The sequence below is a fragment of the Terasakiella pusilla DSM 6293 genome (assembly GCF_000688235.1).
Taxonomy (GTDB): Bacteria; Pseudomonadota; Alphaproteobacteria; order Rhodospirillales; family Terasakiellaceae; genus Terasakiella; species Terasakiella pusilla.
Map to the genome: position 1 here is coordinate 124,706 of NZ_JHYO01000005.1, position 23,243 is coordinate 147,948.

Sequence of the window (23,243 nt, forward strand, 5' to 3'; positions counted from 1 at the left end):
AACACTCCTTACGATAAAAACTCACCCAAAGGTATAGGTAAAAACACATAGAGAGACCGTTATCTCCCCGTCCAAAAAAGGGGTATTCTCCGGCAGAAAACACGCGTATTACGATTAACAGGCGACAATATTGACGGCCAAACCGCCTTGAGAGGTTTCTTTATATTTGCTCTGCATATCCAGACCTGTTTGCCTCATGGTTTCAATCACTTTATCCAGTGACACCAGATGAGTCCCATCCCCACGCAAAGCCAAACGTGAGGCGTTGATCGCTTTCATCGCTCCCATCGCGTTGCGTTCAATACAGGGGATTTGCACCAATCCGCCGACAGGATCGCAGGTCAAACCGAGGTTATGTTCCATCCCAATTTCAGCAGCGTTCTCCACCTGCTCGTTGGTCCCACCAAGAGCCGCCACCAGTGCCCCAGCCGCCATTGAACAAGCAACCCCGACTTCGCCTTGACAACCAACTTCTGCACCAGAGATTGACGCACGTTTTTTGTAAAGAACCCCGATCGCACCAGCCGTCAGCAAAAAGGTTTCAATCCCTTGCTGGTTGGCAGCCGGACAAAACCGTTCATAGTACCTTAAAACAGCAGGAATAATACCTGCCGCCCCATTTGTCGGCGCGGTTACGACCCGTCCGCCAGAGGCGTTTTCCTCATTGACGGCCAACGCATAAAGATTAACCCAATCCATAACGGTCAACGGGTCCTTCAAACCGGCTTCAGGACGTTCTGTCAATTCTCGATACATGTCACGCGCGCGGCGTTTTACTTTGAAGGCCCCGGGGAGATACCCTTCCTGCTCCATTCCACGTTTTATACAATCGGTCATGGCTTGATGAATGCGCCCCAGAAATTCCTTGGTTTCTTCTTCCGGTCGCCAAGCTTTTTCATTTTCCAGCATAATTTCAGCAATACTCAAACCTTCTCGCTTGCCAATCTCCAACAATTCGTCACCAGACGTAAAGGGATACGGGAGAACAAGGTTATCCTTACTGTATTCAATGTGATTATGCTCCCCCTTGGACACGATAAAGCCACCGCCGACAGAATAGTATTCCTGCTGATGGATCATTTGCCCCAAGGCATTAAAGGCCGCAATACGCATGGCATTGGGATGTTCCGGCAAGACCTCGTCATAATTAAAGATCAGACTGTCATCTTCAAAAAAAGCAATATCGTGCTGCCCCGCCAACACTATGCGGTTATTGCTGCGAATTCTGTTTAAAATATCGGGGACTTCATCTGGATTGACGCTCCGTGGGCGCTGCCCGCTCAATCCTAATAAAACCGCATCATGCGTCGCGTGCCCTTTACCTGTCAGCGCGAGGGAACCGAACAGATCAATTTTTACCGAAACGGTTTTACCCAATTGTTCTAAACGGATCAAATCCTGACAGAAGAGATACCCTGCCCGCATGGGACCAACCGTATGGGAACTGCTCGGGCCAATGCCGATGGTAAAAAGATCAACGACACTTAGGTTTGTTTCTAATTGGGCTTTTTGTTTGGCGTTCATATCTGGCACTCCTTAGATAAGCAGTTCATTGCAAACTGCCGTTAAGATGTGCCCCCTCTGTCCTGTGACCTGAGATTATCCCCGTCCTGACTATCGCAGGGTGCGGACTGACCTTCGGTGGGATATGACTATCCTCTCTCCAGAGCCTTAAACCTGCGCAGTACATGTGCCTGAGAGTTTGTCGGGGCTGATTGCTCCTTCGGCGCCGGCGTCTATAGCCGTCTCTCCTGCACAGGTGTAAAAGGTATGTGAATCCAATATACTATAGTTGAGACCGAAAACTAACTCTTAATTTCCTGAAGCGGACTTTTCTTTATGCTTCTCTTCGATCGCTTTTGCGTTTTGTCGCACGCGCGCCATCATATTACGTAAGCTATCACGCTCGGAATCCGTGAACCCATCCAGCAGATCTTCCTCCAACTGGCGAACCTTCTGGACCAAATCTTCAAAAACCAACTGGCCGGATCGTGTCAACTGCAACGCAACTTTGCGACGGTCATCCTCGTCCACACGACGTTCCAGATACCCCGCTTTTGTCAGTCCGGCAATCGCGCGGCTCACCTTCACTTTGTCGATACTGGATCGCTTGACAATCTCCCCGGCAGACAGCGGTTGCTCATTGCCCAGCACCGCCATTGCACGCCATTCTGACACGGTTAATTTATATTCCCGCTCATAGATTTCTGTCACAGACTGACTGACGGAACGGTAATAAATTCGTACCAAATAGGGGAAAAAGCTCTCAAGCTGAAAAGCGTCTGCTGGCCCTTTTTTCATCTCTTATTCCTGAGTGTTTACAATTTAGTTTCATAAATAACTATTTAAGGCCACCCTCCCCCTCCTTGCAAGTTTTTTCGCCTCACTTCATTTTTTTCTTGATTAGTTACATTTGCAACCTTTATAGTTTCATTTGTAACTTATTTGGCACAAGCCACAGGGAGAAAAAAATGACCATCCAGAAAATTCATCACGTTGCCTATCGCTGCAAGGATGCGAAGGAAACGGTCGAGTGGTACCAGAAATACCTTGATATGGACTTTGTTCTTGCGATTGCAGAAAACGAAGTCCCATCCACAAAAGAGCCCGATCCTTACATGCATATCTTCCTTGATGCAGGGAACGGCAATGTCCTTGCGTTTTTTGAACTGCCAAATTCACCGGAGATGGGCCGCGACCCGAACACCCCGGAATGGTGCCAGCATATTGCTTTTCAGGTTGGGTCAACGGATGAAATGATGTCTATCAAAGCGAAACTGGAAGCCGATGGCATTAACGTGGTCGGCCCGACAGACCATACGATCTTCCAATCCATCTACTTCTTTGACCCAAGCGGGCATCGTCTGGAACTCGCTGCCAACACCGCCACGCCAGATATGAACAAACGCTTAGACGACGTCAAATGGCAGATGCTGGAAGAATGGTCCAAAACCAAACGCGCGCCAGATCACGCCAAATGGATGCACGAAAAAGAATTTTCGGCGTAACACTATTAATAAGGGGAGGAAAACATGCTTAATACATATGCTTATCCTGAATTTGAGTATATTCAGTGCGATGAACAAAAACACAACACCGTCAAACGTCATAAAGCCGTTATCATTGGCGCAGGACCGGTCGGGCTAACGACCGCCCTAGATTTTGCAAAGCAAGGCATTCCAGTAGTGGTGCTGGATGACAACAACACCGTCTCTATCGGTTCACGTGCTGTCTGTTACGCCAAGCGCCCGTTAGAGGTTTGGGACCGTCTGGGCGTAGGCGAGCGCATGATCGAAAAATCCGTGGAATGGAAAGTCGGTAAAGTCTTTCGCGATGAAGAACTGGTTTATCAGTTCGATTTATTGCCTGAAGATGACCACAAAATCCCGGCCTTCATCAATCTTCAACAATATTACCTTGAAGAATATATGATTGATGAATGCAAAAAACAGTATGGCGACCTGATCGACTTTCGCTGGAAATCTAAAATCATCAGCCTGAAAAACAACGATGATCACGTCAAAATGCAGGTCGAAACACCGGATGGGGTTTATGGGCTGGAATCTGACTATGTGGTTGCCTGTGACGGTGCAAATTCAGACACCCGCAAAATGCTGGGCCTTGAATTTGATGGTCATTTCTTCCAAGACCGCTTTCTCATTGCGGATGTGGTGATGAAGGCCGATTTCCCGGCGGAACGCTGGTTCTGGTTCAATCCCCCCTTCCACCGTAATCAATCCGTTCTCCTGCATATGCAGTCAGATGACGTTTGGCGTATCGACTTCCAGCTTGGGTGGGACTGCGATCCGGAAGAAGAAAAGAAGCCGGAAAAAGTCATCCCGCGCCTCAAAGCCATGTTAGGTGATGACGTTGACTTTGAACTGGAATGGGTATCCGTCTATCAGTTTGCCTGTCGCCAGCTCAAAGACTTCAAATGCGGTCGCGTCTTCATTGCAGGTGATGCAGCCCACCAAGTCTCCCCTTTCGGTGCACGCGGCGCAAACACAGGTGTGCAGGATATTGACAACCTGACGTGGAAGCTTAAGCTTGTCATGGACGGTAAGGTCCCTGAAAGCCTGCTCGATAGCTATAGCGAGGAACGGGTTTTTGCGGCTGCGGACAACCTGTTGAACTCCACCCGCTCGACAGATTTTATCACGCCCAAAAGCCCGATCTCTAAAGCCTTTCGTGATGCGGTTTTGGATCTGGCGAGTGAGTACGAATTTGCCCGCCCATTGGTAAACTCCGGTCGTCTGTCTATGCCGACACCTTACCTCAACAGCTCTCTCAACACCCCAGATGAAGATACCTTCAGCGGAAAAATGAGGCCGGGCACAAACTGTGCCGATGCCCCTATCACCGTAGATGGGCAAGACACTTGGTTCTTAAACAAGATTGCAAATTCGAAATTTGTTGTTTTGACGTTTGATACCTCCATCACAGACAAAACAGTAAACATCAACGGCATCGATTGCGACATTCTGGTCGTTGGTAAAGACATCATGGACAGCAAAGGCTGCCTGCAAGAACGCTACGACGGAACGGGTGAAACAACCTACCTCATCCGTCCAGACCAGCATGTTGCCGCCCGCTGGCGCACGTTTGACCAAGACAAAATCAAAAAAGCCGTCCTCACCGCAACAGCGCAATAAATCATAGGGAGCAAACCATGAGCCTCAACACAAAACCGAACATCGCCTCTCCTGATGATTTTTATCAGGACCTGATCGATCTACACCGCGATTTAAGCGACGAAGAAAGCCGCGACCTCAATGCCCGCTTGATCCTCCTCCTCGCCAATCACATTGGGGATATGGATATCCTGAAAGCCGCTATGAGCGCAGCAAGAAAAGACACATAGAAACAAAGGCCTCCCACAATGATGGGGGGCCTTTTTCCATGAAATAGAAAAAAACTCAAAAAAAGCAAAATTCACCCTTGCCAAGACCATAAAGATTGGGCTATTACCCTCTCCACAAACTTAAGGATGGCTGGCTGAGTGGTCGAAAGCGGCGGTCTTGAAAACCGTTGTACCGAGAGGTACCTGGGGTTCGAATCCCTAGCCATCCGCCATTAAAAACCCTACGATTAATTTCGTGGGGTTTTTTATTTTGTTCATCCAACATCCTGTAGATGAGCAAAGCACACAGATTGATGTGCTTTTTCTAGGAATGCCACGTACTCATACCCACACTTAATTCATACCAGAGTAAACCCATCGCCTAAAAGATCAGGTTTAAAGTTGCTGATTGAAGCACAGCTATAACCTTTCTACTTCAAGGTCGGCCTATGTCCTTAAGGGACCATCGAGCCAAGTTAGATCCCAACCATGGATTTTTTATTTCACATTTTCACTGCATTCTATTCGTTTCCGTCTCGAAGCGGATTCATGCGGGAAAACAGTCTAATTTGATGGCTTTTATCGTTGCAATATTTGTCAGTTTCACTAGAACCCCTGAGTGTGATAAAACTGTCATAAAACGATAAACAATTAAAACGTTTATTATAAAAGCCGTAGACAATAACGGTGCAAAATAACTTCGAAGTAGAACGTGAATGGTGCTCTGTAGGAGAGAACAACATGGACCTGAACAACATCGCAAAGATTGAACAGGCGCAATATGTAAACAGGAGAGAACTTGTCCGCTTGGGAAGTGCGGCAATCTTTCTCGTCGCTATCATCATTTTTGTCGGCACCAAAATGCCCGGCAGTATTTTGCTTATTTCCGCTGCTGTAATTGGTGGGTATATGGCGCTTAACATTGGCGCCAACGATGTCGCAAACAATGTTGGTCCCGCCGTCGGATCCCAGACACTGACCCTAACAGGCGCCATCATAATTGCTGCGATTTTTGAATCAGCCGGTGCCATTATCGCTGGGGGCGATGTGGTCGGGACCATCCGCAAAGGCATCATTGACCCGAGCGCCATTTCCGACCCGCAAGTCTTTGTCTGGTTGATGATGGCTGCTTTACTTGCCGGTGCCGTCTGGCTTAACCTCGCAACCTTCCTTGCCCTGCCCGTTTCAACCACACACTCCATCGTTGGTGGCGTCCTTGGGGCGGGTATTGCCGCTGCTGGCTGGGACATCGCGGATTGGGGCAAAGTTGGACAGATTGCAGCAAGCTGGGTAATTTCACCTGTCTTTGGCGGCATCATCGCTGCAGGCTTTCTCTATACCATCAAAAGGACCATCACTTACAAGTGCGACAAAATTGCCGCCGCGCGTAAAGTTGTCCCCCTCTTGATCGGCACTATGGCTTGGGCCTTTACAACATATCTGATTATGAAAGGGCTTAAAAAGCTCTTTAAAATCGACTTTATATACGCACTCGGCATTGGCTTTGTCATTGGGGTGGGTGTCATTTTCATCGTATCACCGATCATTGCACGCACATCAGCCGAACTTAAAAACAGCAAGGCGTCCGTCAATAAACTCTTCGTCATTCCCCTTATTTGTGCCGCGGCTTTGCTTAGTTTTGCCCATGGCGCAAACGATGTTGCCAACGCTGTTGGCCCCTTGGCCGCGATCTATGACGTTATTTCTCACGGGGCAATGGCCGCAAAAGCCAGCATCCCCTTGTGGGTAATGGTCATCGGTGCGTTGGGGATTTCTCTTGGCCTTGCTTTGTTTGGTCCCAAGCTGATCCGAACTGTTGGTTCAGAAATTACCGAACTCGATCAGGCCCGCGCCTTCTGTATCGCCATGGCGGCTGCCATTACCGTTATCATCGCGAGTCAACTGGGCTTACCTGTAAGCTCTACACACATCGCAATCGGGGCCATTTTTGGTATCGGCTTTCTGCGTGAAGCGATCAAGGCCAACTATGGGAAGATGATCGTGGAAATCAAATCCCACCACGCAGGGGCTGACGAAGCTGAAGTCACCGCTTTCCTCGACAAGTTTGAAGCCGCCTCTTTTGAAGAAAAAGGCCATATGCTTGCCGACCTCAAAAAACACAAACAAGCCCCCACCGTCACTAAAAAAGAACGCAAAAGTCTGGTGAAGGAATATAAAAAAGAACTGGTCCAACGCTCTGCGGCCCTCAAGATTATCGCAGCTTGGGTCATTACGGTGCCCCTATCCGGTCTACTGGCTGCGCTGATCTATTTCACCCTGCGCGGCATGTTGCTGCCCTGAGCATAGATCGGCATATCTTGAACCTGTCATTGTCTTTAAAGTCACAATGACAGGTTTCCCCTTTCTTTTTTGTGACGATCCTCTACATTATTAAGTCATTGTGATGTAAGAGGGTTTATTTCATGCCAGTTAATTCTATCCAGAATGAAACCGTCCTTGCCGGACCAATTCTACGCCGCACAAATACAAAGCAAGTGGCGATCTGGCTGGCCCTAAGCACCCCTGCGCGTGCCCGCATCACCTTTACGCCCGATGGCGGCGCCCCCATTAAAGTGACCCTCAAAGAAGATACACCGGACTGCCGCCTCATTCAGGCTGGCACCCATCTCTATTACTTGCTGATCGATGCACATCTTCCAGAAGAGCTACCAAGTGATACCTGGATCGATTACAAGCTCGAACTGGGGGAAAAAGTAAAAGGTCGTTTGCGTTGGAGAAACATCTGCGCACCAAACTCAGACCTTTATTATGACGGGCGAAAAAGCCTGGGTTTTAAAATCCCGTCACGGGTTCAATCCCTCTTACACGGGTCTTGTCGCAAACCCCATCATGACTCAGAAGATGGGCTGGTAGAAGCCGATAAACTTATTGGGAATATCCTGTCACAAAACGGGGAAGATCTACCCGATTGGCCTTCCATGTTGGTGTTGACAGGGGATCAGGTCTATGCCGATGACGTTGCCGGCCCCATGCTGCACGCCATCCATCAAATCATCGCTCAATTGGGGCTTAACCTTGAAGAGATGAAGTCACTAAAGGGGCAGGATGTCGCGGACTCGCAATGTTTGTATGAACATGAAGACTGCTATTATAACCGTGAAAAAATTCTACCCAAGACCCAAGGGGCGCGACAACTTCTGGACCTTGTGTTCGAAGGGGTGAAGAAACCGATCTTTACCACCGACACGGCCCACAACCATCTGATCACCATCGCCGAACATCTGGTGATGTATCTTATGGTCTGGTCCCCGACCCTGTGGCCCTTTGTCGATACAGAAGAAATCCCCAAAGGCCTATCCACCGAAAATGCCGCCCTTTATCGCGATGAACAAAAAATATTGGACCAATTTATCCAAGGATTATCCAAGGTACAGCGGGTGTTTGCGCACCTGCCCGTTGCCATGATCTTTGATGACCATGATGTCACCGATGATTGGAATCTGAATCGCCAATGGGAAGAAGCCGTCTATAATAATCCTTTTTCCAAACGCATGATCGGCAATGCCTTAACGTCATATCTCCTCAATCAGGGCTGGGGGAATAACCCAAGCGCCTTTGATGACAATATGATGGGACATCTAACCCAGTCCCTAAAAGAACCCGGCCGCCAGTCTCACGAACAGTTTATCAATGACATTTTGGGATTTGAAAATTGGGAATATACGTGGGAGAGCAGCCCGCCGCTGATCGTCATTGACACAAGAACACGGCGTTGGCGCTCCGAAAGCTCCGCTGTGCGCCCTTCTGGTCTTTTGGATTGGGAAGCGGTGACAGATTTGCAGCAACGCCTGCGTGATCAAGACAACGTGCTGCTTGTCTCGCCTGCGCCCATCTTTGGTGTCAAACTGATTGAGACAATCCAGCGGATATTCACATGGTTTGGCAAGCCGTTGGTGGTAGATGCGGAAAACTGGATGGCTCATCCGGGGACCGCAAACTCCATTCTCAATGTCTTCATGCACCGTAACACGCCGGAGAACTTTGTTATTCTATCCGGTGATGTTCATTATTCCTTTGTCTATGACGTGGAACTGCGGCGCATCAAGGGCGGACCGGATATCTGGCAGATCACCAGCAGCGGTCTTCGAAACGAATTCCCCCACAAGCTGTTAAACCTGCTTGATGTGGCAAACAAATGGCTCTTTGCGCCCAAGTCACCGCTGAACTGGCTGACGAAACGCCGCCATATGCGCATTATCCCCCGCAAACCCGAAGGACGCGCCCATGGTCATCGCACGTTAAATGGCTCTGGCGTTGGGTTAGTTGAACTGGATGAAAACGGTCGTCCTTGGCGTATCCGTCAACTGATCGCTGGCGGCAACGCCCTTGGCTTTGAACGCATGGAAGATCATTCTCGTTGGGAGTAATCACCCTTCAGGTAAAGGGATAAAATCAACTTCATCAGGCACTTGCGGGAAACGGCCTTCTTTCCAATCCTGCTTTGCCTGCTCAATTCGCTCTTTGCTGGTGGAGACAAAATTCCACCACATATAGCGTTTGTGTTTTAAGGCCTGTCCACCTAGCAAAACAAAATGCAGGTCTTCGTCGGCCTGTACCTCCAATCGGCGATGCGGCAAAACAAGAAACTCCCCTTTTTTTGACAAGCGCCCGTCAAAACGACCTTTCCCTTTCAAAATAAAGATCGCCTGTTCTTCATAATCCGCAGGTAACGTAAACAGTCCACCGTCTTTGATCTTTACGTCGAGATAAATGGTTGGAGAATGGACCTCGACCGGGGAAGTATAGCCAAATGCCTGCCCTGCTATCAAAGTGATCTTGGCATCACCTTCCTTAAACGTCGCCAACTCCTCTGCACTCACATGCTGAAAGCTCGGATCAATTTCCTGCTTATCAGACGGCAAGGCCATCCAGATTTGCAAACCATAGAGGGGGCGGTTTTGGTCGCGGGTTGCGTGCGGGGAACGTTCGCTATGGACAATGCCCTTACCCGCTGTCATCCAATTGACTTCGCCCGGTCTGATCAACTGGGTGTACCCCAGACTATCGCGATGAAGGATTTCCCCTTCAATCAACCAGGTGAGGGTGGAAAGACCGATATGAGGATGGGGGCGCACGTCCATAGCGTCGCCGTCCTGCAAAAGAGTCGGGCCCATTTCATCAAAAAAGACAAACGGGCCCACCGATTTCTTACCCCGTGTGGGGAGATATCTTTTGACGTCAAAGCCGCCGATATCGCTCAACTTCGGGATAATCTCTGAGATTTGATCGCTTGAAACAGCCATTGCACTGTCCTTTCTGAAACCTTAGAGAAAGAATGACATTGGACCTTGCAAACCACAATGCCCCATTGCGCAACAGATTGTTTCTTGTATGTGGATTCTAGCTTTTGTTGATTTTGAGGATCAGGAAGGTTAGTAAACCGATCACGACCAATACCGTTGTGACCACACCACCGATGCCATAAATTGCAATTTCGTCCATTTTACCTACTCCAAAAAATTGCCGTTGGACAACCATCGCAAAATCTCAGGAAGCGGGCATTGCGAAATATCAATTTGATCTAATTATTTTGATTAGCGATGGTTTCCAACCGCTCAAGGTCGGCCCAAAAATGGTTTTTCCCTTTATCTTTCAGGGCGCCATCGCGTTTAAATTCTGCAATAATGCGTGACGTTGTCTCGGTTGTAACGCCAAGTATCGCGCCCAAATCTTCGCGACTGAACAAATGGCAAGTTTGATCATTTTTATCCGACAAACCGATCACCAGCCGCGCTACACGTGATTTGGAACTGCCCGTCGATAGCTCCGTCAACCACTCATCGGCACGCTGGACCGCGACATGCCAACGCGATAATAACTGACTATGCAAGCGCGGCGTTTCCTTGTTCAGCCGTTCGACGACGTCACGTGGGATTTGACACAGCTCCGCATCACGTAAAACAGTCGCAAAATGTTCATAGACAGGACTGACCAGAGTTTCCAGACCAACGATATCTCCTTGGCGCAACAAACGCACAATGCGCTGCCCACCATCCGGCAAATATTGGGTCAATTTCACCACCCCGCTGCGGATGGTGTAAAGATACTGTCCTTCTTCCCCCTGATTGTAGAGGGTCTCGCCACTAAACTTGCTTATTTCAAGGATAGGCTTGTGGATCAGTTCAAAATCCTCATGTTCAAGATCGGCGAACAATGCCATATGACGGATCACACAACTTTCACACGAAGATATTCCTGTCCATGCGTTTGCGATTGCTTGCTTTTCCAATTTGCACCCATCAAATAAAAATGCCAACCAAGGACTTAAATAAGTATATGGCTTCCCCCGCTTTCGCAAGACTTTCTGCGTCAAATTCGGCAGGATCCCTGATTTTATCTGCTTTTCTTTTCGCAGCGCACGCAGGCCTGCTAGTCATTTCTTTATAATAATTATAATTCCAATTGACTTTTACGCCCTGCCCCCTATTTTGGCCTCGCCAAATTACGTGTAACTCGGAGTTATTTAAATGTCACACCAAACTACCCTCACCGAAAAACTGACCGGCGATGCGCTTCCTTTCATCATCATGGGCATTGGCATTTTCATGCTGTGCTGGGTCTTTTTCCTGGGTGACTTAATCACCGGTTAAGCTACACACGATTAAGGCAGGCTAAGTCCTGCCTTTTCTATTGCACTTTCGTGCCGTGCGGCTTAAATCTTTTTTGTTAAATCAAAGAGCTAACTATGCCGCACCAAAAGAATCATATCATACACTGGCTATTGGAAGAGGGATGGAAATACCCTGACCGGTCAGAATTCACCCAGCATCTGGCGCAAGCTTTTTTAGATGCAGGGGTTTCTGTGTCGCGCATCCGCCTGACAATCCGCCTGCTCCATCCCCAAGTGATGGGATTTGGCTATACTTGGGATGACCGCTTTAACACTGTCGATTATTTTGAAGCCGGATACGATCTCCGCGACAGCGATATATACCTCAACAGCCCCTTTGCCGCCATTTTTGATGAAGGTGCCGGCGCGATCCGACGCAAACTGATTGATCCCGATTGCCAGTTTGACTACCCCATCCTGGAAGACCTGACGAAAGAGGGCTTTACCGATTATGTTGCTCTGCCCCTGATCTTTGCTGACGGACGGCGCAGCGCCATCACCCTTTCCAGTCGCTGCAAAGACGGTTTCAGCTCTAAAGACTTGTCGCTGATCTATGACAGCTTGTCGGCCCTCTCGCGCATCGTTGAAAACCACGCCCTCAAACATACGGCAAGCGTCCTTTTAGAAACCTATCTGGGACGCGCCAGCGGTCAACAGGTCTTAAATGGCAATGTCAAACGCGGCGACGGTCAACGTATCCGGGCGATCATCTGGTTTTCAGACCTGAGGCAATCCACCCATCTGGCAGAGACCATGGAAAGTGACGCTTTTCTTGATCTTTTAAACAAATATTTTGACTGCACTGCAGGCTCCGTACTTGATCGCGGAGGTGAAGTGCTGAGATATATCGGAGATGCTGTCCTCGCAATTTTCCCACTAGGCCCCACCGACCAGTGCGAAAGCTCCAGCCTTGCAGCCGAAAATGCCCTCAAAGCCGCGCAAGAGGCCTTTGCCTGTCTCGACCAACTCAACCACACCCAAAAGGTCAATAACCAACCAGAAATCGCCATTGGCATTGGCCTGCATATCGGCGAGGTGATGTATGGCAATATCGGCACAAAGGACCGTTTGGAATTTTCCGTCATCGGGACGTCTGCTAACGAAGCAGCCCGCATTGAAAGCATGACTAAGGAACTAAAGGTTCCGTTGATTGTTTCAGATCAATTCTCGCGCTTTCATGGTGGCGACTGGCGTTCACTCGGGTTGTTTGATCTCAAAGGGTTTAAGCGTAAAAGAGAATTATTTACGCTCTAACATGCTATTTTTTAATCTTTTTCCGCTTTGAAAGACTAGATATTTCAAGGAAAGCGTTTTAGAGTAGAAAAAACGTTCAGGCGCATATCCGATGCGATAGGGTAGGAAATTACATTGAGCAATCATCACATTGCAAATTTGATATTGGCAACGACCAATACCAAGCAGCTGGAAGACGTATCAGCTCAGCTAAAACAAAATAACTACACGGTCATTGAATGTAGCGGCGATGTTGTCGATACAATCGCTCAAAAAAATCACCCGGATCTCATTCTCATAGATGTCTCTTGTGATGACTTTGACGGTTTTGAGGTCATTAAGACCCTCAAAAATATAGCCGACATCGCCCATATCCCCATCGTTGCTATTTCTCGTAAAAAATCAAACGAACTTTACACAAAATCCCTTGAGCATCATGTCGACGATATATTCATCTACCCCTTTGATGTGCAGGAATTTTTATTACATATCCAATCCTTGCTCCGTCTTTCCACTATGTATATGGAGCGCGATAACCGCTTTAAACTTGCGCGAAAGCATGGCATTAACGCGCAGGCGGAAACCGATTTTGATGTCAGCGCCCCCCATCAAATTCTGCTAATTGGCCCCATAGATGGCGACCGCGCAGCTATTGAAACCATATTAGATGGCAACTGCAACGTCGATATCTGTAGCAACGTCTTTGAGGCAGAGGAACAACTTGCAAACGGCTTTTATGACGCCTGCATCTGCCACCTTGATGCAACCAACACCGAAACCGTCCTGAGCTTAAGCACGCGGATTAGAAATAATCCACGGCTGTTTAACCTCCCTGTTCTGGTGCTCAGTAACGGGGAGATTGAAGACCGGATCGACGCTTATCGCCGCGGCATTACACGGATCGTCAAACGGCCTTTAAACCTATCGTCACTAAAAGCGAAGCTGGTTATGCTGGTGCGCCGTCAACGCCTGCGTTGGAATTTGCGCAACGCCATCGAGACAACGCGCAACCCGTCCAATACAGACGCCATTACAAACGCCTATACCAAAGACTTTTTCAACGAAAACCTGCTTCTACAGGTTAAGAACGCACAGCTTTGGAAAAAACATCATACGGTCATCTTTTTCTCCATTGTCAATCTGCCAAGCGTGGAAGAACAGTTTGGTGAAACCGCCTCTCAGGAACTCCTTCAGCAAATCCATCAATGGATCACAAACCTGTCACGGGTAGAGGATATGGTTTCCAGATACGGCCCTCACGATTTCTGTATCTCACTACCCGATACCCCATTGGAGGAAGCACAATTGGTCATGCACCGGATCGCAGGGATCCTGAGCTATACGGACTTTGCCCTTGGCGATGTCTTCCAACCGATCAGCGTTTGGGTAGAAACAGGTATCGCAACCCTTGAAAAATCCGATGATATGAATAGCTTGTTAAACAGAGCCCATCACAGAATACAATAAGCGGAACACACAGCGTCATGTATCTGGATATATATTACGACACCATCTGTCCTTGGTGTTTGATCGGTAAAAAAAGGCTGGAACTGGCGCTGCAAAGTCGTGGGCAGGCCTCTTTAAAGCTGCGTTGGAAACCCTTTTTGCTTAATCCCAACATGTCGCCAGATGGCATGGATCGCCAGACCTATCTAGAACATAAGTTTGGCGGTACGCAACGGGCAAAACGGGTCTATGACGTGATTGCCAGCACCGGCCTTGAAAACGGCATTGATTTTAAGTTCGATAAGATCAAATACACGCCGAACTCGGTTAACTCCCACCGTCTTGTCAATTTTGCCGAAACCTATGACCTGGATCAAAAGATGGTTGAACGTCTGTTCAACGCCTTCTTCATGGAAGGATTGAACATTGGCGATACAGCCTGCCTGATCGAGCTTGCCCGTGAGGTCGGATTAGATGCCGATGCAGTCCGTAGCTTCCTGCAAAGTGATGCGCAAAAAGACGCAGTCATGGCCTCTGATCGGGAAGCCCGCGAACTGGGCGTTCACGGGGTGCCTGCTTTTGTGGCCCGCGACCGCTACGTGATCTCCGGTGCGCAAGACCCAAAAATATTGGGTAAGTTTATTGATACCGCCCTCAACGGCTGATCACTCACCCACCCTTTGCCATTTCACTCAGGTCAATCAACAAACGCTTCACGCCTGCTGCGCGTGAGGCAATATCGTCCCAACGGCGCATGAACACCAGACAATGATCCGGTCGCATTTTTGCCGTACCCGCCTGATCCATTAAGAAGCGCACAAGCCCATCAGGGTTTGCAAACTCGTTGTTGCGGAATTTGACAACGGCCCCTTTGGGCCCCGCATCGATTTTTTCAATGGATGCCAGACGACAAAGCGCTTTCATCTGCACCGTATCCAACAGATTTTCCACTTCACCCGGCAACTTACCAAAACGGTCCACCAATTCGGCGGCAAAGCTGTCCAGCTCTTGCTCTGTCTTGAGGGTGGAAAGACGGCGGTAAAGCTCCATACGGACGTTCAGGTCCGCGACATAACTTTCCGGGATCAGGACAGGCAGACCAATACCGATTTGTGGGCTCCAGTCATGGCCTTCCCCTTCATCGCCCAAAGTGCCTTTGGCCTCGGCAACCGCTTCTTCCAGCATCTGTTGGTACAATTCAATCCCAACTTCTTTAATATGACCGGATTGTTCATCGCCCAGCAAGTTGCCTGCCCCGCGGATGTCCAGATCGTGGCTAGCAAGCGTAAAGCCTGCGCCAAGGGTATCCAGCGTCTGCATGACCTCCAGACGTTTTTCCGCCGTTTTTGAGATCTTTTGCCCCGGTGGCAATGTCAGATAAGCATAAGCCCGCGTCTTGGATCGTCCAACTCGGCCGCGCAGCTGATAAAGCTGGGCCAGACCAAACATATCGGCACGGTGAATGAAGATCGTGTTCACGGACGGTAAATCAAGACCCGATTCAACGATATTGGTCGCCAGCAAGATATCATACGCCTTCTCAGAAAACGCGGTCATGACCTCTTCCAGCTCTTTCGGGCTCATACGTCCGTGCGCAACGGCAACCTTGGCGTCAGGGACAATTTCATCCAGTTCCCGCGCGACCTTATCAATATCGGCAAGGCGTGGACAGACATAGAAACACTGCCCGCCCCGGAAGCGTTCACGCTGAATGGCCTCACGGATAACCACGCGGTCAAACGGCATCACAAAGGTGCGCACCGCCAGCCTGTCCACTGGCGGTGTGGCAATCAGGCTCATTTCCTTCACGCCCGTCAGGGCCATTTGCAAGGTTCGCGGGATCGGCGTTGCGGTTAGGGTCAGCACATGCACATCGGCTTTCAACTTTTTCAGTTGTTCCTTGTGGGTCACGCCAAAATGCTGTTCCTCATCAATGATCAACAGGCCCAAACGTTTAAACTTGATTGTCTTTGCCAGCAACGCATGGGTGCCGATCACGACATCCACGGTGCCGTTCGCCATTTCCTCTTTCGTCAGTTTCGCATTTGCAGGCGTGACGAGACGGGACAGTTGCTGAATACGTAACGGGAAATCAGCAAATCGTTCGACAAAGTTATTATAATGCTGACGCGCCAACAAAGTTGTTGGGACAACAACGGCAACCTGCATCCCGCTCATGGCAGCAACAAAGGCAGCCCGAAGAGCAACTTCGGTTTTGCCAAAGCCGACATCGCCGCAGACTAATCGGTCCATGGGGCGGCCACTCTTTAAGTCGCTAATCGCATCGCCAATGGCGCGCAGTTGATCATCGGTTTCCACGAACTTAAAGCGGGTGCAGAATTCTTCATATAGTCCATCGGGCGGGCTGATGGCTTCACCTTTGCGCAATTCCCGTTCGGCAGCGACTTTGATCAGCCCTTCTGCCATATCCTTAACACGTTCTTTTAAGCGCGCTTTACGGGCCTGCCACGCCACGCCACCCAGCTTATCCAGATGGGCCGCGCCTTGATCGGAGCCAAAGCGGGACAAAAGCTCGATATTCTCAACCGGCAAAAACAGCTTATCGCCGCCATCATAGACAAGGATCAAGCAATCGTGCGGTGCACCGCCCACATCAATGGTTTCCAGCCCCTCATAGCGGCCGATCCCATGATCCACATGGACCACCAAATCCCCCTCTGACAGGCTGGAGGCTTCCGCAATAAAGTTTTCCGCACGCATACGACGACGCGCGGGACGCACCATCCGATCCCCCAGAATATCCTGTTCCGATAAAACCGTCAGACCTTGATAAGCAAACCCATGTTCCAGTCCCAAGACGACCAAGGCAACTGCATCTTTTGGCAAGCGTTGCACGTCATCCATGGACCCGACTGCCGCTAAGCCCGCAACGCCATGTTCTTTCAACACATTGGTTAAGCGATCGCGCGATCCTTCAGAATACGCAGCGATGACAACACGTTGGCCCGTTGCCTGTTCCGCTACGATATATTGGCGAACCGCATCGTAAACATTAGCATCCGGGTTGGCACGCGCTTCGGCAAAATCAAGGCAACGGCGCCCCTGCGCATCCAGCACAGTCTCACTTTCCGGCAAGCTAAAGGGGCTGATATGGCCAACACCATAACCGTCCAGCATATTTGCCAAGTCATCAGCGTTTAGATACAACAGGCTGGTTTCAATCGGATTATAGGGCGCTTCGCCACTCAGGCGCGCATCCACCATATCCTGACGGGCGTCATAGTAATCCTGAATGATTTCCAAGCGCGCATCACGGGCCTGATCCATCTGATGATCAAGCACGATCTTGCTGGCTTTCGGCATATAATCCAAAAGCGTTTCCATATTTTCATGGAACAGGGGCAACCAATGCTCCACCCCAATGGGGCGGCGGCCTTCTGACACGGCTTCATAAAGCGGGTCTTTTTCTGCCTTGGTGCCAAAAATTTTGCGAAACGAGGTTCTAAAGCGCGAAATCGCAGCCTCATCCATCGGCAGTTCGCTGACGGGCTTTAAGACAAAATCGTTCGCCTGATCGATTGTGCGCTGACTTAACGGATCAAAGGTGCGGATACCGGCGACCTCGTCCCATTCCAGATCAAGGCGCAAAGGTTCGTCAAATCCCGGTGCAAATACATCAACGATATCACCGCGCACGGCATATTCGCCCGGCTCCATCACCGTTTCGCTGCGCTGATAGCCGTTTTTCTCAAGGAAAGCCGTTAACTCTTCACGGCGAACTTCGTCGCCTTTTTGCGCTTTATAAACTGTGCCTTCAAAACTTTTGCGGGGCGGCACTTTTTGTAAAACAGCCGATACAGTCGTCAACACGATGCGCGAAGAGGTTCGCTTTTCAACCAGTGACGTTAAAGCGTCCACCCGTTGCCCGATAATTTCAGGGTGCGGTGAGACACGATCATAAGGCAGGCAGTCCCATGCGGGAAACTGGATCACGTCAATGTCGGGATAAAAGAAACTCAGGGCCTGCGCGGTCCTGACCATACGCGCTTCGTCCACACAGACGAACAGCAAGTCACCATGTTGCTTGGTCAAATATCCAAGAACGATACTGTCATAACCTTCCGGCACGGCCGAATAGGTTAAGCTGCCGGCTGTCGGCAAAGCACGAAGGGAAAGTTTCATTAGGCCGGTTCGTAATCCTGACATTCGCGAAGTTTGGTCATGACAGAGTTGTCATATTCTGGCGGCAAATCAAGCTTGCCCGTGATCCATTTAAAGATATCCACGTCATTTTCTTCGATCAAGGCTTCAAACTGGCTGGCTTCTGTTTCAGACAGGTTATCCAGATACCTTTCAGCAAAACGGGCAAAGATCACATCATTTTCATGCATACCCATATATTTACATTTGTGATGCAAGCGCTTAAGACGACCATCCATGAGAACACCATTTGCTAGATGAAAAAATTTGCTTAGGATATAACTTCCTTTTACTCGGATGTCACCTTCAAACCATGCGCCCAGAAATACTTTTTCCCTTCTTTAAGCCCATCACCACCCTTGCCGGTGTCGGTCCTCGTATCTCTGTTTTGCTGGAGAAAATTACGGGTGCGCATATCGTGGATGTGCTGTGGCACCTGCCGACATCTTATGTGGATCGTCGTTTTTCCCCCACCATTGCCGAGGCACCGGATAATACGGTCGTGACCCTTGAAGTCACGGTGATGAAGCATTTCCCCTCGCGCAATCGTCCTGCGCCCTACAAAATCACCTGCTTTGATGAAACCGGACCGCTGGAGCTTGTCTTTTTCAACGCTCGTGGGGATTATCTGCAAAAACAACTGCCGGAAGGTGAAACCCGCATCGTCAGCGGTACGGTGGAACGGTTTAACGGCATTCTACAGATGACCCACCCGGACCGCATGGGCACACCAGAAGAACGCGACGCCATCCAGACGGTCGATCCGGTTTACCCCCTAACCGCAGGCATCACCAACAAACTGATGGGAAAAACCGCCCGCGCCGCCCTTGAGAAAACCATCCCCTTACCGGAATGGCTGGATCCCGCCTTTAAGGATCGCAAAAAATGGCAAGATTGGCAGGATGCCCTAAAGACCGCACATGCCCCGCAGGAAGAAGATGACTTTTACGCCGATGCCCCTGCGCGAGAACGGCTGGCCTATGATGAACTGCTGGCAAACCAGCTTGCGCTTGCGCTTGTGCGGCGCACTGTTCGCAAAGCATCCGGGCGCAGCATCAAAGGCGATGGTCGTTTGCGCAAACAAGTCCGAGATGCCCTGCCCTTTGCCCTGACCGGATCGCAGGAAGAGGCGTTAAAAGAAATCAACGACGATATGGGGCAACCTTTACGGATGTTGCGTCTTTTACAAGGTGATGTGGGCAGCGGTAAAACCGTTGTCGCCCTCCTGACGGCACTCAATGCCATTGAATGCGGCATGCAAGCCGTCATTATGGCCCCGACCGAAATCCTTGCACGCCAACATATGGAAACCATCGAGCCTTTGTTAGAAGGCACAGGCATTACGCCCGTCGTGCTGACCGGACGCGATAAGGGCAAAAAACGCACCGCCATCCTTGATCAACTTGAAGACGGCAGCGCCCAGCTTGCCATCGGCACCCATGCCCTTTTTCAAGAAGATGTCGGCTTTCATAACCTTGGCCTTGCGGTGATTGATGAACAACATCGCTTTGGCGTCCATCAACGCCTTGCGATGGCGGGGAAAGGCAAGCATGTGGACGTACTGGTCATGACCGCCACCCCCATCCCGCGCACGCTCATGCTGACCGCGTATGGGGATATGGATGTCTCGCGCCTGCTTGAAAAACCGGCAGGGCGCAAACCGGTTGATACCCGCGTCATGTCACTGGAACGGCTGGACGAAGTGGCGCAAGGGATCGGGCGCATGGTGTCTAAAGGGGCGCGCGTCTACTGGGTATGCCCCTTGGTGGAAGAGTCCGATAAAATCGAGGTTGCCGCGGCGGAAGAACGCTTTGAGCATTTACAAAAGCTCTACGGCGACCGTGTCGGCATGGTCCACGGCAAGATGAAGGGGACGCAAAAAGACACCGTCATGGCAGCCTTTGCCAAGGGTGAGATTGATGTGTTGGTTGCGACCACAGTCATTGAAGTCGGCGTCAACGTCCCGGAAGCCACGGTTATGATTATCGAACATGCCGAACGGTTTGGTCTGGCGCAATTGCACCAGCTCCGTGGGCGTATTGGTCGGGGGTCTGCGGCCTCCACTTGCCTGTTGCTCTACGGTGCGCCCTTATCCGAAAATGGACAAGCCCGCCTAAAAATCATGCGGGAAACCGAAGATGGTTTTGTGATTGCAGAAGAAGATTTACGTCTACGCGGCGCAGGTGAGGTATTAGGCACCCGTCAAAGCGGCCTGCCCGAATTCCGTCTTGCCCAACTGCCTGCCCATGAAGACCTGTTGGCAGTGGCGCGCGATGACGTCAAACTGATTTTAGAGAAAGACCCCGACCTAAAATCCGCACGCGGCGAAGCCCTGCGCGTCTTGCTTTATTTATTTGAAGAAGACGCCAGCGTCACATATTTGCGCTCAGGTTGAAAAAACATTTTGCTTTTGACGATAAACCACCCAACATTATAAAGATGGAATATTATGTCGGGGGACAGAAATGGTCGGCAAACAGCACTTAACGCGATTGTTTTTCATCGCTAGCCTTTTCCTCTTCACGTCCCCTGTCTGGGGTGAAACGTTTAAGCTCGGCATTCTCCATGGGGACCAAGATGTGTTTGCCTATGAAATCAGCGTTATAAAGCTTGGTTTGGCAAATGCCCCCGGCAATCACAAACTGGAACTGGTCCTCTTAAAAAACACTGCCCAAAAACGCTTTCTAAATCTATTGGAACATGGTGAGAGAATAAACCTGTTTTTCACCGGGTATTCCAGAGAGCGCGAAGAACAGTTTCTCCAAATCGATATCCCGCTGACCCGCGGCCTTTTGGGGCATCGCATCTTCATAACCCGGCAGAACACCTCACTGAAAAATATCGAGAGCCTGGCTGATCTGAAAAAGCTTTGGATTGGGTCTGGCATAGGGTGGCCTGACACGGAAATTTTTAAACATGCCGGGTTTCACGTCATCCAAGCAAGCTATGAAAACCTATGGAGAATGTTAGCCTTTAAACGATACGACCTGTTTAACCGTGGCATAAACGAGGCCTATGTTGAACTGGAGCAACAACGTAAAGCCGGATACGACTTTGCGATCGATCCATACCTAAGCGTAACCTATCCTTTTGACTATTTTATCTATGTAAATCGCCGTTCCGAAGACCTCTATCATATCCTAAAGGCAGGATTAGAACAGGCCTACAAAAATGGGCAATTCATGGAGCATTTTATCAATCACCCCACAATTGCCCATGCTTTACAAATTAGCAAAATGGCTGAGCGTCGGACCTTTAGGATCCCGAACCCGCTTCTTTCCCCGCGTGCACAGGCAATACCCGATCAGTATTGGCACAAATTCTAGGACACAGCTTAAGTTTTACTGCCGTCAGGCTTTTTCGCGAGAATAATCGGCGCACCAGATTTTTCACGCATGATATCGATATCCTCGTAAGTTTTGGCGGAGGTCTGTGGCTTCTGCTGCTCCTCCAACGGACGCCGATCTGGCGGCGTTACGATCCCCCCGGAAATCACCATTTTAACCGCTTGTTCAACCGTCATGCTCAATGGGATCAGGTCACTACGGGGGACAAACAGCAAAAATCCCGATGTCGGGTTAGGTGTGGTCGGCAAAAAGATGTTTACACACTCTTCTTCCGTCAGGTTTTGCACCTCCCCTTGTGTGGTCCCCGATACAAACCCAATGGCCCAAATTCCCCGCCGTGGGTATTCAACCAACACCGCCTCACGAAACGCCTGAGATTTTTGGGCCAGCACTGTCTCAAAAATCTGCTTAACCGCACTGTAGATGCCGCTAACAACCGGCATACGTGCCATAATACTTTCACTGATCCGCAGAAGCAGCTTACCAACGATCCCTGCAGTCAACATCCCCACGAGGGTTAGTACAACAATGACAATCAGCAGGCCAAGGCCAGGTAAGGTGAAGGGCAAATACGTTTCTGGGTTGTAGGCTGTCGGGATCAGCGGTGTGACTTTCTGATCAACAAAATCGATAAAAAGCCATGTCAGTAAAATTGTAATAGAAATTGGCGCAATGACCAGAATACCCGTTAGGAAATAAGCCCTTAGACGCGCTGCAACGGTCAACCCCTTAACTTTTTCGGGTTCTTTATCAGGTATGTCTTCAAACTTCATGATCAATGTCCAGTTTGTAAATTTGGTGCTGCAAAGTCGCAGGAGGGCATGGTATAGTTTTTGTATTGAATAAAAAAGAACGAAATGAGAGTTCAATGCAAAATTGGGTCATTCAATACGTCTACGCAACTGACAAAGGTGAAAATGGCGTTTCCATTATTCACATTCAGGCGGAGAATGAAGCTGAAGCTAAAAAAATTGCTGAAGAAAAAGCCGTCGCCAAAGAATATATTTTCACTGTCCACCCCCAATCAGATGAACAGTTTCTTGGTAGCGTCAAACATCAGGCTAACATTATGAGTGGCAAGGCCGACAACTATTCGGCGCAGGACCAAGACAGTTAGGTCTTGTAGCGCACCAGTTCTTGACCCATCCGACGGATATTTTTAACGAAAATATTAATCAAGCCGCGCACGAAGGGGTCAGCTTTTGCAAGCTTGCTTTCAAAAATATCGCGGGTGATCACAACCAGTGTGGTCTGTTGCACCGCGCGGGCGGCTGCCATACGCGGTGAATTATCAATCAAGGCCATTTCGCCAAAGATCCCGCCCTTATTGATGGTCCCTAAAACAACTTCTTTGCCATCGACCAGCTTGAAAATCTCAATCATGCCGCGTTCAACGATATAGGCGCGATCCCCCGGTTCCCCTTCTTTGAAAACCCTGTCGCCTGAATAGAAGACTTTTCTTTCTATGAAACGTTTAGCCGCATGTCCCTGAGCCATTCACAAGACCTTTCGAGCGAAATTATAGTATTTCAGTAATTTATCAGTTTAAATTACTTATGCAATCAGGTCCAATAAAGCAACGAAA

The 23,243-nt window shown here is 49.5% G+C and carries 20 protein-coding genes, 1 tRNA gene and 2 riboswitches; of the genes, 13 read left to right on the top strand and 8 right to left on the bottom strand.

The window, feature by feature from the left end; all coding sequences use genetic code 11:
- Positions 1-114: 114 nt before the first annotated feature.
- Both Q397_RS0104845 and Q397_RS0104850 read right to left on the bottom strand, forming a co-directional pair.
- Positions 115-1,524, bottom strand: a complete 1,410-nt coding sequence (locus Q397_RS0104845) for an L-serine ammonia-lyase (protein WP_051609727.1) — start codon at positions 1,522-1,524, stop codon at positions 115-117.
- 55 nt (positions 1,525-1,579) lie between these two features.
- Positions 1,580-1,669, bottom strand: a riboswitch (glycine riboswitch).
- 3 nt (positions 1,670-1,672) lie between these two features.
- Positions 1,673-1,764, bottom strand: a riboswitch (glycine riboswitch).
- A 48-nt stretch (positions 1,765-1,812) separates the two neighbouring features.
- Positions 1,813-2,301, bottom strand: a complete 489-nt coding sequence (locus Q397_RS0104850) for a MarR family winged helix-turn-helix transcriptional regulator (RefSeq protein ID WP_028878444.1) — start codon at positions 2,299-2,301, stop codon at positions 1,813-1,815.
- Between the two features lie 170 nt (positions 2,302-2,471).
- Here Q397_RS0104850 and Q397_RS0104855 point away from each other — a divergent pair, with 170 nt between their 5' ends.
- From Q397_RS0104855 to Q397_RS0104880, 6 genes are all read left to right on the top strand, one after another.
- A complete protein-coding gene (locus tag Q397_RS0104855) occupies positions 2,472-3,008 on the top strand; it encodes a VOC family protein (RefSeq protein ID WP_028878445.1) in 537 nt (178 codons plus the stop codon).
- A 24-nt stretch (positions 3,009-3,032) separates the two neighbouring features.
- A complete protein-coding gene (locus Q397_RS0104860) occupies positions 3,033-4,652 on the top strand; it encodes an FAD-dependent oxidoreductase (protein ID WP_028878446.1) in 1,620 nt (539 codons plus the stop codon).
- Positions 4,653-4,669: 17 nt separating this feature from the next.
- Positions 4,670-4,861: a DUF2783 domain-containing protein gene (locus tag Q397_RS0104865; RefSeq protein ID WP_028878447.1), complete on the top strand. Its 192-nt coding sequence runs from the start codon at positions 4,670-4,672 to the stop codon at positions 4,859-4,861.
- A gap of 124 nt (positions 4,862-4,985) precedes the next feature.
- Positions 4,986-5,073: transfer RNA gene (locus tag Q397_RS0104870), tRNA-Ser, on the top strand.
- A 508-nt stretch (positions 5,074-5,581) separates the two neighbouring features.
- Positions 5,582-7,141, top strand: coding sequence for an inorganic phosphate transporter (locus tag Q397_RS0104875; RefSeq protein WP_028878448.1), 1,560 nt, complete (start codon positions 5,582-5,584; stop codon positions 7,139-7,141).
- Between the two features lie 122 nt (positions 7,142-7,263).
- Positions 7,264-9,228 (top strand): metallophosphoesterase family protein, encoded by a 1,965-nt coding sequence (locus Q397_RS0104880; RefSeq protein ID WP_028878449.1) that lies wholly within the window; start codon positions 7,264-7,266, stop codon positions 9,226-9,228.
- Here Q397_RS0104880 and Q397_RS0104885 read toward each other — a convergent pair whose 3' ends face one another.
- Both Q397_RS0104885 and Q397_RS0104895 read right to left on the bottom strand, forming a co-directional pair.
- Positions 9,229-10,104 (bottom strand): pirin family protein, encoded by an 876-nt coding sequence (locus Q397_RS0104885; RefSeq protein ID WP_028878450.1) that lies wholly within the window; start codon positions 10,102-10,104, stop codon positions 9,229-9,231.
- Between the two features lie 278 nt (positions 10,105-10,382).
- The gene (locus tag Q397_RS0104895; RefSeq protein WP_028878451.1) at positions 10,383-11,090 is read right to left on the bottom strand and encodes a Crp/Fnr family transcriptional regulator; all 708 of its coding nucleotides are present in this window, start codon (positions 11,088-11,090) and stop codon (positions 10,383-10,385) included.
- A gap of 238 nt (positions 11,091-11,328) precedes the next feature.
- Between Q397_RS0104895 and Q397_RS25490 the strand changes: the two genes are divergently transcribed.
- The 4 genes from Q397_RS25490 to Q397_RS0104920 all read left to right on the top strand — a co-directional run bounded on the left by Q397_RS25490 (position 11,329) and on the right by Q397_RS0104920 (position 14,815).
- Positions 11,329-11,451 carry a hypothetical protein gene (locus Q397_RS25490; RefSeq protein WP_276202107.1) on the top strand — a complete coding sequence of 41 codons (123 nt, stop codon included), beginning with the start codon at positions 11,329-11,331 and terminating at the stop codon, positions 11,449-11,451.
- A 95-nt stretch (positions 11,452-11,546) separates the two neighbouring features.
- On the top strand, positions 11,547-12,725 hold the full coding sequence (locus Q397_RS21160) for an adenylate/guanylate cyclase domain-containing protein (RefSeq protein WP_051609728.1): 1,179 nt from the start codon (positions 11,547-11,549) through the stop codon (positions 12,723-12,725).
- A gap of 114 nt (positions 12,726-12,839) precedes the next feature.
- On the top strand, positions 12,840-14,171 hold the full coding sequence (locus Q397_RS0104915) for a diguanylate cyclase domain-containing protein (protein WP_028878452.1): 1,332 nt from the start codon (positions 12,840-12,842) through the stop codon (positions 14,169-14,171).
- Between the two features lie 17 nt (positions 14,172-14,188).
- Positions 14,189-14,815: a DsbA family oxidoreductase gene (locus Q397_RS0104920; protein WP_028878453.1), complete on the top strand. Its 627-nt coding sequence runs from the start codon at positions 14,189-14,191 to the stop codon at positions 14,813-14,815.
- Positions 14,816-14,819: 4 nt separating this feature from the next.
- Here the strand turns inward: Q397_RS0104920 and mfd are convergent, their stop codons facing one another.
- On the bottom strand, positions 14,820-18,293 hold the full coding sequence (gene mfd, locus Q397_RS0104925) for a transcription-repair coupling factor (protein ID WP_028878454.1): 3,474 nt from the start codon (positions 18,291-18,293) through the stop codon (positions 14,820-14,822).
- Positions 18,293-18,550: a succinate dehydrogenase assembly factor 2 gene (locus tag Q397_RS0104930; RefSeq protein ID WP_028878455.1), complete on the bottom strand. Its 258-nt coding sequence runs from the start codon at positions 18,548-18,550 to the stop codon at positions 18,293-18,295. The genes mfd and Q397_RS0104930 overlap by 1 nt, the downstream gene beginning before the upstream one ends.
- Positions 18,551-18,624: 74 nt before the next feature.
- On the opposite strand from Q397_RS0104930, the gene recG reads away from it, so the two are divergent.
- Together recG and Q397_RS21165 are read left to right on the top strand one after the other, a co-directional pair.
- Positions 18,625-20,706, top strand: a complete 2,082-nt coding sequence (recG, locus tag Q397_RS0104935; protein ID WP_028878456.1) for an ATP-dependent DNA helicase RecG — start codon at positions 18,625-18,627, stop codon at positions 20,704-20,706.
- A 70-nt stretch (positions 20,707-20,776) separates the two neighbouring features.
- On the top strand, positions 20,777-21,637 hold the full coding sequence (locus tag Q397_RS21165; protein WP_051609729.1) for a type 2 periplasmic-binding domain-containing protein: 861 nt from the start codon (positions 20,777-20,779) through the stop codon (positions 21,635-21,637).
- A gap of 8 nt (positions 21,638-21,645) precedes the next feature.
- On the opposite strand, the gene Q397_RS21170 is transcribed toward Q397_RS21165, so the two are convergent.
- On the bottom strand, positions 21,646-22,431 hold the full coding sequence (locus tag Q397_RS21170) for a DUF502 domain-containing protein (protein ID WP_084148945.1): 786 nt from the start codon (positions 22,429-22,431) through the stop codon (positions 21,646-21,648).
- Between the two features lie 95 nt (positions 22,432-22,526).
- Between Q397_RS21170 and Q397_RS0104950 the strand changes: the two genes are divergently transcribed.
- The gene (locus tag Q397_RS0104950; protein WP_028878457.1) at positions 22,527-22,775 is read left to right on the top strand and encodes a hypothetical protein; all 249 of its coding nucleotides are present in this window, start codon (positions 22,527-22,529) and stop codon (positions 22,773-22,775) included.
- Here Q397_RS0104950 and Q397_RS0104955 read toward each other — a convergent pair.
- On the bottom strand, positions 22,772-23,155 hold the full coding sequence (locus Q397_RS0104955; RefSeq protein ID WP_038012871.1) for a cyclic nucleotide-binding domain-containing protein: 384 nt from the start codon (positions 23,153-23,155) through the stop codon (positions 22,772-22,774). The genes Q397_RS0104950 and Q397_RS0104955 overlap by 4 nt on opposite strands.
- Positions 23,156-23,243: the final 88 nt, after the last annotated feature.